At 37.9% G+C, this 12,226-nt stretch carries 12 protein-coding genes; 5 read left to right on the top strand and 7 right to left on the bottom strand.

Translation table 11 applies throughout. The features are described from left to right. Positions 1-6 precede the first annotated feature (6 nt). From pstA to V1L66_RS08410, 3 genes are all read right to left on the bottom strand, one after another. Positions 7-885: a phosphate ABC transporter permease PstA gene (gene pstA / locus V1L66_RS08420; RefSeq protein ID WP_016992372.1), complete on the bottom strand. Its 879-nt coding sequence runs from the start codon at positions 883-885 to the stop codon at positions 7-9. A 1-nt stretch (position 886) separates the two neighbouring features. Continuing rightward, the gene (gene pstC / locus V1L66_RS08415) at positions 887-1,834 is read right to left on the bottom strand and encodes a phosphate ABC transporter permease subunit PstC (protein ID WP_016992373.1); all 948 of its coding nucleotides are present in this window, start codon (positions 1,832-1,834) and stop codon (positions 887-889) included. 64 nt (positions 1,835-1,898) lie between these two features. Beyond that, positions 1,899-2,873, bottom strand: coding sequence for a PstS family phosphate ABC transporter substrate-binding protein (locus V1L66_RS08410; protein ID WP_036076192.1), 975 nt, complete (start codon positions 2,871-2,873; stop codon positions 1,899-1,901). Positions 2,874-3,116: 243 nt separating this feature from the next. Between V1L66_RS08410 and V1L66_RS08405 the strand changes: the two genes are divergently transcribed. Then, positions 3,117-3,308 carry a hypothetical protein gene (locus V1L66_RS08405; RefSeq protein ID WP_131520597.1) on the top strand — a complete coding sequence of 64 codons (192 nt, stop codon included), beginning with the start codon at positions 3,117-3,119 and terminating at the stop codon, positions 3,306-3,308. A 404-nt stretch (positions 3,309-3,712) separates the two neighbouring features. On the opposite strand, the gene V1L66_RS08400 is transcribed toward V1L66_RS08405, so the two are convergent. From V1L66_RS08400 to V1L66_RS08385, 4 genes are all read right to left on the bottom strand, one after another. Next, complete coding sequence (locus V1L66_RS08400; protein ID WP_333005824.1) at positions 3,713-5,917, bottom strand: penicillin-binding protein 2; 2,205 nt, start codon at positions 5,915-5,917, stop codon at positions 3,713-3,715. A 280-nt stretch (positions 5,918-6,197) separates the two neighbouring features. Beyond that, a complete protein-coding gene (locus V1L66_RS08395; protein WP_016995356.1) occupies positions 6,198-6,803 on the bottom strand; it encodes a superoxide dismutase in 606 nt (201 codons plus the stop codon). A gap of 175 nt (positions 6,804-6,978) precedes the next feature. Next, the gene (locus V1L66_RS08390; RefSeq protein ID WP_016995357.1) at positions 6,979-7,458 is read right to left on the bottom strand and encodes a DUF456 domain-containing protein; all 480 of its coding nucleotides are present in this window, start codon (positions 7,456-7,458) and stop codon (positions 6,979-6,981) included. Between the two features lie 62 nt (positions 7,459-7,520). Beyond that, positions 7,521-9,152 (bottom strand): Na/Pi cotransporter family protein, encoded by a 1,632-nt coding sequence (locus tag V1L66_RS08385; protein WP_333005822.1) that lies wholly within the window; start codon positions 9,150-9,152, stop codon positions 7,521-7,523. 191 nt (positions 9,153-9,343) lie between these two features. On the opposite strand from V1L66_RS08385, the gene V1L66_RS08380 reads away from it, so the two are divergent. The 4 genes from V1L66_RS08380 (at position 9,344) to V1L66_RS08365 (ending at position 12,056) form a co-directional block, all read left to right on the top strand. Continuing rightward, positions 9,344-9,862, top strand: coding sequence for a DUF1189 family protein (locus V1L66_RS08380; RefSeq protein WP_036076196.1), 519 nt, complete (start codon positions 9,344-9,346; stop codon positions 9,860-9,862). Between the two features lie 52 nt (positions 9,863-9,914). Then, a complete protein-coding gene (locus V1L66_RS08375) occupies positions 9,915-10,259 on the top strand; it encodes a hypothetical protein (RefSeq protein WP_016993487.1) in 345 nt (114 codons plus the stop codon). 96 nt (positions 10,260-10,355) lie between these two features. Beyond that, positions 10,356-11,471, top strand: a complete 1,116-nt coding sequence (gene ispG, locus V1L66_RS08370) for a flavodoxin-dependent (E)-4-hydroxy-3-methylbut-2-enyl-diphosphate synthase (protein WP_036076197.1) — start codon at positions 10,356-10,358, stop codon at positions 11,469-11,471. Between the two features lie 12 nt (positions 11,472-11,483). Further along, positions 11,484-12,056, top strand: coding sequence for a 5' nucleotidase, NT5C type (locus tag V1L66_RS08365; RefSeq protein WP_016993488.1), 573 nt, complete (start codon positions 11,484-11,486; stop codon positions 12,054-12,056). The last annotated feature ends 170 nt before the right edge of the window (positions 12,057-12,226 follow it).

Genomic DNA, 12,226 nt, shown 5'->3' with positions numbered 1-12,226 from the left:
ACCTCATTAATAACGTTTTTGGAATTTATTTCGAATATATATGGCAATAGAATTCATCAATAACAGCACTGTCATAAGCACTAAAATACCTGCTGCTGCTACATACTGAAAGGCTTCTTGTGGTCGTTTTGCCCAATCATAGATTTGCATCGGTAGTGCTGTAAATTGACTCAATAAACCATTCGGTAAAAACTGCAGGATAACTGGAATTCCGATTACAACTAGTGGAGCTGTTTCTCCGATGGCACGAGACAAGGCTAAAATACTTCCTGTTAAAATACCTGGAATTGCTGCTGGTAAGACAACACGCAAAATCGTTTGCCATTTCGTTGCACCCATGCCATACGAAGCTTCACGTTGTTCATTTGGCACTGCACGAATGGCCTCTTGAGCCGCTACAATGATAACAGGTAAAATTAACAAACTCATTGTAAAACCAGCTGCTAAAATACTTTTTCCTAGACCCATCATACGTACGAAAATTGTTAATCCAAGTAATCCAAAAACAATGGAAGGAACACCTGCTAGATTCGATATATTCATACGAATAAAGTCATTGATTTTATTTTTCTTAGCATACTCTTCTAAATAAATCGCAGTACCTACACCTAAAATAATCGATACGGGTGCCACAACTGCCATTAACCAAAGCGAACCGATTAAAGCAGCTTTGATACCTGCCTTATCCGCAAATCGTGATGCAAAATTCGTCAAGAAATCGATGTTTAAGTAATCAATTCCCTGTGTCACAATGCGGTACAGTAAAACAGCTAGAGTAACAAGTGCAAATGTAGTAGCTAAGAAAAATAGGGTTTTCCAAACTTTATTTGCTGTAATACGCTTTGTCATTCGTTTCATGACGACCGTGTCATCCATATAGCGCATGCTAGTAAACCTCCCTGAAGCGTTTCGAAATATAATGAGCAAGTAAATTCATTACTAGTGTAAAGATAAATAGTGTGAATCCTACTGAATAAATAGAGTAATAAATAGTTGTACCATAGCCCGCATCACCAGTTGAAACCTGTACAATGTATGCAGTCATTGTTTGAATAGAGTCTGTCACACTGAGGTCAAATTTCGGTGTCGAACCACCTGCTAGTGATACAATCATTGTTTCTCCAATTGCCCGGGAAATAGCTAACACAACAGAAGCCACAATCCCTGAAAGTGCAGCGGGTAGTACTACTTTGATTGCTACCTCAAATTTCGTCGCACCTAGAGCTAAAGCTCCTTCACGCATACTATTTGGTACTGATGACATGGCATCTTCTGAAAGAGATGTAATCATTGGTAAAATCATAATTCCTACAACAATACCAGGACTTAAGGCATTAAATAGTTTGAGTCCAGGTACAATTTCTTGTAAAACTGGTGTGACAAATGTTAAGGCAAAGAAGCCATAAACAATTGTTGGCACACCTGCTAATACCTCTAAAATTGGTTTCACTGTACGTCTTGTCTTCTCACTTGCATATTCACTTAAATAGATAGCTGAAGCTATTCCAAATGGTACAGCTACTACAACTGCAATAAGTGTCACTTTTAATGTACCAGCGATTAATGGCAATATCCCAAACAACGGTTCGTTACCTGAAAATGGTAACCATTTTGTACCGAAAAGGAAATCCGTAATCGACACACGTTTAAAGAATTCAAACGTTTCAAAAATAAGGGTGAAAACAATGCCAAATGTTGTTAATATCGAAATAATAGCTGCAGAAAATAATAGAGCTGGCATGGCTTTTTCCACTATTTTCTTCGTTTTTTGATTGCGCGAATTTGCAATTAATTGCTGCACAGATGATGTCTTATCTTCCTTTTGAGAAACCATTGGGAGCTCCTTTCAAATAAGTGAGGGAAAGAGCATACATCTCTTTCCCTCTATGCATGTCTTCTTATTTTAAGCCTTCTAAAGTTTTTAAGCCTTCAGTATATTTTTCTTCAGGTAAACGAACATAGCCAACTGCTTCAGCCATATCACCTGCGTTTTCAAGTGTAAATTTAATGAAGTCGTATGCTGCCTCATTGTCCTTCATCGCACTATTTTTCACGTATGTGAATAGTGGACGTGAAAGTGGTTTATATTCGCCACCTTCAATTGTTTCACTTGTTGGCTCTACGCCATTTATTTTTACAATATTTAATTTATCTTTATTTTCAAGGTAGTAAGCATAACCGAAGAAACCGATAGCGTTTTTATCACCAGCCACACCTTGCACTAGCATATTATCATCCTCTGATAATGTTGCTGAGCTTACTAGATCTGCTCCATCTAAAATCACTTCATCAAAGTAGTCGTATGTGCCTGAATCAGTACCTGGTGAATAGTAAACGATTTTTTCATCTGGCCAAGATGGATCAATATCAGACCATTTTTTCTCTTTCCCATCTTCAATCCAAATTTTTTGTAGTTGTTCTACAGTTAAATCCTTCGCCCAATCATTTTCTGGATTCACTACTACTGATAATCCGTCATATGCTAAAGCTAACTCTGTAAAATCAATGCCCGCTTCTTCTAATTTCTTTTTCTCTTCATCTTTTATATTACGAGATGCATTTGAAAAGTCTGTTTCACCTGCGATGAATTTTTCAAAACCACCACCAGTACCAGAAACCCCCACTGATACTTTGACATCTGGTTGTGTACCTGCATACTCTTCAACAACTGCCTCAATGATTGGTGCTACTGTTGATGAGCCATCTCCAGCTACAGCCCCTTGTAGCTTTTCATCAGCAGCTTCTTGTCCTGAGCTTGCTGGTGCGTTCGTTTCTGCATTGTTTCCGTTTTGTGCAGAATCGCTACCACATGCACCTAGCATTAATGCAGAACCCATTACTGCTGTCATCGTTAAGTACTTCCACTTTTTCATCTCATTTGCCTCCGTCATGAACTGTTTTATAGTTATTTGTCTTACAATCTTTACTATAATGACTGAATGTTGAAGTCGTATAAACGGTTCGTAAAAGAGATGTAAAGGAATGTAATGCTTTGTAAACGATTGTAAAGATGCATTTACAATTGTAGAAACTTGCTTCCTATTAGAAAGGTGTTATAATAAGCAATTGTGTCAGGAAATATTTATTTTAATGATAAGGAGAGTTTGACCTTTGTCATGAAACATGCAAAAGTACAAAATGCTGATTATTTTAAAACATATTTATCATTAGTAATGGAACATCGGGACTACACACTTCAAGAGGCGATTGATTTTATGCTAGCTTCTTATTTCTATAACAATATAGAACTTTATGGGGTAAAACCAAGAGAGCAATTTGAATTAGCCATTCAGCAATTATCCGCATAAAGGCACTTAATATCTTAAAGGGGCGTTTTGCTATGCAAACGCCCCTTTCACTACATAGTTCAGTTTAAATTTCGCAACTGACTGATTGAGTTCATCAATTTTGACAAGTCCCTCTGAATTATGCACAATGTCTTTCCCGCTACATTTAAAGATTCTTCAATACACTGAAGAACGATAAGTCGACCATGCTATCAATATAGAAATAATGAAGACTACTAAAAAAGTAGAGCGTCATCTTTTTCTGTATACGCCCCTCATCTCAGCAACCCTTGTTGTTTTTATAGTTAATGAATTAGCCCATCATTTAAAATTAATGATTCGTCTTGAAAAGGTTAAAATAAAAACAGATTTGGAAAATAAATTTTCCAAATCTGTTTTTTGTATTAGAGCATACCCCATGCCCTTTATTCCTGTTCATCCTCACCAATTTTTTCTTCTGTAATCGCTGGTAAAATTGGCTGTTTTACATTACTATCTGTCACTTTTTCAGCTTGGTATTTTGCTTTTAATTCAAAGTAATTATCTAAAGAACGTCTAGCGATGACATTATTTTGATAGTAGTGTGGAGCTAAATTTGTATTAACCCATGGGATCACAACTGCATAGGCAATTTCAGGATTTTCATATGGTGCAAAACCAACATGCGTTAAGTTAATCGTGTTTGTACCAAAGTATTCACGTAGTGGACCATAGTATACTACCTCTGCAGTACCAGTTTTCCCAGCAGCTGTATATGGAGTATCCGCAAATTGAGCTCTTGCTGTACCTTGATTACCAGTATATACTCGACGCAATCCTTTTTTTACATAATCGATTTCCTCTTTTGGATTATCAATTTGATTTAAAATAGTTGGTCCTACTTCTGTCACTAATTGGCCTAATTGTTTGCCATCCTGCGATGGGTCACGAACCTCTTTTACAACATGTGGCTGAATACGATAGCCACCATTGGCAACTGTTGAAATATATTGCGCAAGTTGAAGTGGTGTATACGTATCATACTGACCAATCGCCAAGTCAAGTGTTTTACCACCCATTGTTGGACCTGATGGACCACGCACTCCGCTAAATTCATTTGGTAAATCAATGCCTGTTTTCACACCTAAACCAAATTGCGCATAATTATTACGCATTTTTGAGAACGTATCGTCCTTTAAGCGTAATGGCATACCATAACTATAAGGTGTTCCATTAAGCAGCAACGCAATTTTAAACATATAGGAGTTGGAAGAACGTTCTAATGCCAACAAGTCATTCATCGGGATATATCCACCCCTGTTAAAAATAGACGTTTTCGGATCCGTGCCAGCTAATATAATCGGCTCATCTCCCATTGAAGTACCCATCGAAATTACACCTTGATTGTAACCTGTAAGAACTGTCGCTGCTTTAACGGATGAACCTGCTTCATAAGCCGTTGTAAATGACCCATAAGCATAGTCAACGATCATATTTTTTCCTGTGTCAGGATCTTTTTCTATTTTCTTACCAACCATAGATAAGATGTCCCCAGTATTCGGGTCCATCATAATTAAAAAGGCTCGATCTAATAAGTACGATCCAGGAAGTGCCTTTAAATTAAGCAGTTCTTCTTCTACAATCTTATCCGTTGCAGCTTGCAACTCACTATCCAATGATAGGATTAAGTCTTTACCCGGCTCCCCTTCATAGGTTGTTACTGTGTCGACTACCTGGCCTTTTTTATTGGTAATGTTTTTAACAACGGTTTTTTGACCTTGTAGTAATTCTTCATATTGTGCTTCAATGTAACTTTCTCCTACACGGTCATTACGCGAGTAGTCACGTGCTAAATAATAATTGAGCTTCTCTTTCGGTATCCCTTTTGTTGGAACCGTTGTGCGGCCAAGAATAGATAAAGACGATAATTTGACGCGTTTCCAGTCTGTTGTTGTATTAACACCTGGTAGTTCAGTTAAACGCTCAGATACACGTGCAAATTCATCTGCTGATACATTCTCACTTTTAATGATTTGAGGAGATAGATTATAGCCAGATACCATCTCACGATAAATCGCTAATACCTCTAAATCTGCCTCTGTTAATTGTAAAAGTTCATCATTTGTTATACGTTCGCGTACCAGTTTATCAATCTCTGCATTGATTTGGCTTGTTGTAATATTTTCTTGTGCTCGGATTTTATCCTCTTCTGCCTTGGTGATCTTTTCATAGGCAGCATCGTGATTTTGTAGTATCCAAAAATCCTGTTTATCACGCAATGTGACACGCTTTGTTGGCTGTTCAATTAATTGTGCCAGCTTTTTCGCGATATCAAGCATTTCCTCTGTTGTGGTTGTTTGCATCTTCGTATACGTAATGGCATTCTCTGGGTGATTATCTACTAAAATACGCCCGTATCGATCATACATACGTCCCCTTGGCACACTTGTATTAACAGGTACCTCTTCTTTACGTTCTAAATCACGTACATAATCTTCCCCTTTGACGATCTGCATATAGCCAAGTCTAAAAATTAACATTGAAAATACGATAAATATTGCAAAGAAAAGGATATTCATACGAAATGTTAAATTAGAATGATGTTTTGCTTTAACACTCGCCGCGCGATTTTTCCCGGGTGCTTTGCGCATATGTATTCCCCTCCTCATCTTCTGATCATTTCAATACACGATACCTAGTATACCATTCGACGGTATGACAGAAAAGCACGCACTTACGATTTCTTATGTAAAACATCATTTATTTGACGGTACTTTATGTAGAAAGGTTGCCCTATTTTATGCTCTCCATATATTTCGGCTTCTCTATCCATAAATCTCTAGCTCACATCCCTTAATTTGCTGTTTTATCCAATAAAAAAAGGCTATGCCTCCGTGATTGCTCACTTTAGGCATAGCCAAGTATTCGTTATTATTTTGCAGCTTGGAATTTAGCTTCTACTACATCCCAGTTTACTACGTTCCAGAATGCACCGATGTAATCTGGACGACGGTTTTGATAGTTTAGGTAGTATGCATGTTCCCATACATCTAAGCCTAAAACTGGTGTTTTGCCTTCCATTACTGGAGAGTCTTGGTTTGGAGTAGACGTAACAGCAACTGAGTCACCATCAACGATTAACCAAGCCCAACCTGAACCGAAGCGAGTTGTAGCAGCTTTAGCAAATTCTTCTTTGAAAGCATCGAAAGAACCGAATTTAGCATCGATTGCTTTTGCTACTTCACCAACAGGTGTATTTGAACCGCCTGGAGCGATTACTTCCCAGAATAATGTATGGTTAGCATGTCCGCCACCGTTGTTGCGTACAGCAGTTTGTTTGTCAGCTGGAAGAGCATCTAGATTTGCGATTAAGTCGTTGATGTCTTTTTCTGCAAACTCAGTACCTTCTACTGCTGCGTTTAAGTTTGTTACATAAGTATTGTGGTGTTTAGAATGGTGAATTTCCATTGTTTTTGCATCGATATGTGGTTCTAATGCGTCATAAGCGTAAGTTAATTGTGGTAATTCGTAAGCCATTGTTAAGTTCCTCCCTAAAATAAGAAATAATTAGTACATCCTTAGATTATCAAAATTGGTCAAACCATTCAACGAAAAATACTTCAATTTGAAGATTTCAGCCTTTTGACCGAAATACCGATACGTTTACTATCTTACCCTTTCATCCCTTACGCTAAACCTTAAAAATGAGACATTAAATGGCGATAAAAAATACAATAATCATCACGATTTGAATGACAGCCTTTGCAATAGTAGAAGTTAAAAAGCCTACTAATGAGCCTACGCCACTTTTCACAGCCTCGCTAAATGTTCGCTTCTCTACAATTAATTCAGCGATCACTGCCCCTAAAAATGGGCCAATTAAAATCCCAGCCACAGGGATGACAAATGGACCGAATAATAAGCCAATGGTACTTCCCCACATTCCTGCGGTGGAGCCACCAAATTTTTTTATACCAAATGCATTTGCCAGTGTGTCCGCACCAAATAACAGCACGACAAATAATATTTCAATAATCCAGAACCACCAGCTTAACTCTGCGAATGAGAAAAATAAGCCATAGAGCAAAAATCCACCAACTAAAAACAGTACACCAGGAATGATTGGATACACTAAACCAACAAATGAAATAATAAAGCAGGCAATCACTAAGATCCAGCCAACAACTTCCATAAAGTTTCTCTCCTTTTAACGTGCATTGCCTTTCATACGGAATAACAAAGTGAAAAGTTTCATTAATGACGAATACCTAAAATAGAATCTGCAATATTTACTGCATGGTCTCCTATCCGTTCTAGGTTGCTCACAATATCCATATAAACAATCCCAGCAGCCCCACTACACTCATTCGTATTTAATCGTGCAATATGCTTTTGACGTAGTTTATCTTCCATATCATCAATCAGGCTTTCTAGCTCTGTTACTTCTTGAGCTAAGCTTAAACTTGCCGTATCTAATGCTTCTATACTTTTACGTACTGCCTCAATGGCTAAACTAAACATCCCTATCAAGTCCTGTCGCGCTGATTTACTTAAGCTAACCTCGTGGTGATCCTTATACTGTAAAAGCTCTAATATATTTTCAAAATGATCTCCAATTCGTTCAAAGTCTCTTACATTTGTTAATAAAGTATGATGTCTTACTGAGTCTGCACGAGAAAGAGGCTGCTTAGACACCATTACTAAGTAATCAGTAATTTCATTGTCTAGATGATTAAGCCCGACTTCTAGCTGTAGCACCGTTGGAATATGCTGTGCCTCTCCAGATTTCATATATAAAAACGTTTCTTCCAACCCTCGCAATGCATGTTCACCCATTCGTAATACTTCTTCTTTAGCTTGCCCCAGCGCAATGGCAGGAGAGGAATCAATGAATGATGGATCTAAATGCTTTGTTGTTACATTGATATTGCCATCATGTCCTGGAAGTAGCTTTGTAACCAATGCTGCGAGTCCAGCAATAAAGGGCAGTTGAATCATCATATTAAATACATTGAATGAGCCATGAGCAATGGCTATTTGCATGCGAGGCTCCAAATGAAATACGCCACTGATCCACTGTACATATTGCATAAACGGTGTAAACAATAACATGAAAATAATCGTCCCAATCACATTAAATAGTACATGAGCCGCTGCTGCTCGCTTAGCGTAAATAGAAGCTCCAAGAGAAGCTAAAACAGCTGTAATGGTCGTGCCAATATTTTCACCAAACAAAATCGGTAAGGCACTATTTAAACCAATTAACTGTTCTGCATATAAACCTTGCAGCACCCCCACTGTTGCAGTAGAGCTTTGTACAAGTAAGGTGAAAATGGTTCCTAAAAATATGCCTAATATCGGCTGATTACTTAAATGAAGCGTTAACGATGCAAAATCTGCAAGCTGGTGTAACGCCTGCATACTAGCACTCATCAACTCTAGCCCTAAAAATAAACCGCCAAAGCCAAATAGAATCTGACCAATATGTTGATACGTTGCTTTCTTTAAGAAAAATAAACAGGCCGCACCAATTGCCAATAAAGGGTAAAAATAGAGTCCAATATTAATACCAATAATAAATGCTGTAATAGTTGTACCGATATTTGCCCCCATAATGACGCCGATTGCTTGACGCAATGTTAAAAAGCCAGCACTCACTAACCCTACAGTGATGACTGTTGTGGCAGAACTTGATTGTATGCAAATCGTTACAAATATACCTACCAGGACACCCATAATTGGGTTTGTGGTAAAGCGATTTAACCATTCGCGTAGCCGATCATCCGCTGACTTTTGAAGCCCATCCCCCATGAATTTAATGGAAAATAAAAAGACCCCTAACCCACCTAAAAACTGAAAGAGAATGCTTTGCCAATCTATTGTCAATTGTTTTCGCTCCAATTCCTACATCTCTACTACTGTTCTAATCATTAAATGATTCCAAACAAAAAGTAAAGAAATCCTTTAACTTCTTTACATAATGTTAACATTTTAACATCACGACCCTCCTCATTTATACTTCTTTCATATCTTGTCCTCTTTGAACATGTTAAAATATCGATTGGAGGAGATATAGCATGAAACACTCACAGCTTTTTATTGATAGTCTTATACATCCTAAAAAACTAGCAGCCTATCGTTTGTTACCTATTGGAAAGGTTATTCAATATACTTTTCTACTGATTACCATTGTGTCCGTATTCTCTTTAGGTCGTTTTGCAGCAGGTATGTCAGTTGATACATTTGATATGGATAGTTTAACTGGTTTAACTGATTACATAGAGGGCATTAAATGGCTCTTGTACCCTTTCACTTTCCTAATGCTTTTCGTTGTGACAACAATGCTTATTTTTGCACAAATTGCCCTTTATGCTTTAGCAGGTTTATTTATCTTGAAAGCGATGAAGCGTCGTGGTGAATATCGCCACATCTGGAGAACAACTACCTTTGCTATCACTTGGGCTACGTTACTTTCGATGCTAGCAGACTATTTGCCCGTTAACAGTACTGTTATCACTGTACTATCTTTATTTTTAACCATTACTCTATTAATTGTGGCCTTTACAAAATATCCAAAACAACCAAATATAAAATAATGTGCATGAATCCCCTCTCTTCTCAATATAGTGTAGAAAAGGAGGGGATTTTTTGCGAGCATTCATTTTAACTACGATCATCATCGTAATTGCCTTTGTCGTCAAAGTAGATTTAACAGAAGGGTCCATCCCACTTGCGGCTTTATCCACAAAGAGCTCAGAAAACGGACTTTGTGAAAAACAACGTGAGCCAAATTATATTACCGTACAAACGATTGAAGGAGATACCATTCATAGTTTATTTGCCCTACACCCTGCTAAAGTTCCCATGACCTTTCCAGAACGCTTACAACTTTTTTACAACTTAAACCCACACTTACAATTACAAGCACTAGTTCCAGGTGAAAATATCAAGCTTCCTCTCTCATTTGAACTTGAAAACAAATGCGGAAAATGAAAAGTTAGCGTTTCTTCCTTGTCCTTATTTTCTTACACTGCTAAAATAAATGACAGTGACGGCTGAAAATAGAGGCCCGAAAAGGAGAGAAAGTTAATGAGTGAAATTTGTCACCGTTCAAATACACGCCCTGTGCGTGTCGGTAACTTAACAATTGGTGGTAGTAATGAATTATTCATTCAAAGTATGTGTACAACCAAAACACATGATGTAGAAGCAACAGTTGCAGAAATTCTTCGTCTTGAGGAAGCGGGCTGTCAAATTGTTCGTGTTGCTGTACCAGATGAACGCGCAGCGGACGCGATTGCCGAAATCAAAAAACGTATTCATATTCCATTAGTAGCTGATATTCATTTTGATTATAGATTAGCATTAAAAGCCATTGAAAATGGTATTGATAAAGTACGTATTAATCCAGGTAATATTGGTCGTAAAGAAAAAGTGGAAGCTGTTGTTAATGCAGCCAAAGCGAAAGGTATACCAATTCGTATTGGTGTAAATGCCGGTTCATTAGAGCGTCATATTTTAGAAAAATACGGCTATCCTACAGCTGATGGGATGGTAGAATCTGCTCTACACCACATTAAGATTTTGGAAGACTTGGACTTCCACGATATTATCGTGTCAATGAAGGCATCTGACGTTAATCTTGCCATTGAAGCCTATGAAAAAGCGGCCAAAGCCTTTAATTATCCGCTCCATTTAGGGATTACAGAATCAGGGACATTATTTGCTGGTACTGTAAAATCAGCAGCAGGTCTTGGAGCTATCCTCTCAAAAGGTATTGGAAACACATTACGTATCTCCCTTTCTGCTGACCCTGTAGAGGAGATTAAAGTAGCACGAGAATTATTAAAATCCTTTGGTCTAGCTTCTAATATGGCCACACTGATTTCTTGCCCAACATGTGGACGCATTGAAATTGATTTGATTTCTATCGCCAATGAAGTAGAAGAATATATTTCAAAATTAAATGTACCGTTAAAAGTAGCTGTTCTAGGCTGTGCAGTAAACGGTCCTGGAGAAGCACGTGAGGCTGATATCGGGATTGCTGGTGCTCGTGGTGAAGGATTGTTATTTATGAAGGGGAAAACAGTTCGTAAAGTGCCAGAAGAAACAATGGTAGAAGAACTGAAGAAAGAAATTGATAAATTAGCAGCAGAAATGGAAGAAAAACGTGCAGCGGAAGAAGCTCAAAAAGCGAATGCCTAAGGAGGTGCTAGCATGAAAAAGCCCCGCTTTGGTATTGATATTGATGGGACTGTGACATGTCCAAGTACACTCATTCCACATATTAATAAACAATACAATGTAAATATTACGCTGGATGATGTTTGTGAATATGATTTCTTATCTGCATTTCCACACCCTATTGACCGAAGTGCCTTTAATACTTGGTTTAAGGAAAATGAACCTTACATGTACGAGGTCTCTGAGGTCGCAAAAGATGCAAAAAATATTCTAACCGCTTGGAAAAATAACTTTGAGCTGTATTATATTTCTGCACGAGGTGAAAATGTAGCAGACATCACAGTCAATTGGTTTAAATCGCAAGCTATACCGTACGACCATATCGAGCTTCTCGGCAGCCATGATAAACTAGCCGCTGCAAAAAAACATCATGTAGAAGCTTTTTTTGAGGATAAGCATGATAATGCAGTGATGCTGGCAGAGGAGTTAAAAATACCTGTTGTATTATTTGATACACCTTACAATCGGCTTGCCGTTCCTAATAATGTTGTAAGGGTCTATAACTGGCAGGAAGCAAATCAATTTATTACACAATTTTTTAAATAAGTAGAAGAGCTGTAGGCAAGGTTGGATGGAAACTTCACCTTCCCTACAGCTCTTTTAATTTACTATTGAAATTTAGCTAGTGCTGCCTGTAAAGAGTCGGTCATAGCTGCTCATTGTGGGTCTTGCTATTGATGTTATGAACCGCGATGTTTCGCTGCTCCATCGTTGCC

Source organism: Lysinibacillus sp. IITD104 (assembly GCF_036698265.2).
GTDB classification, from domain to species: Bacteria; Bacillota; Bacilli; order Bacillales_A; family Planococcaceae; genus Lysinibacillus; species Lysinibacillus boronitolerans.
The sequence above is the reverse complement of the archived record's forward strand: the minus strand, read 5'-3'. Positions and strand labels throughout refer to the sequence as shown.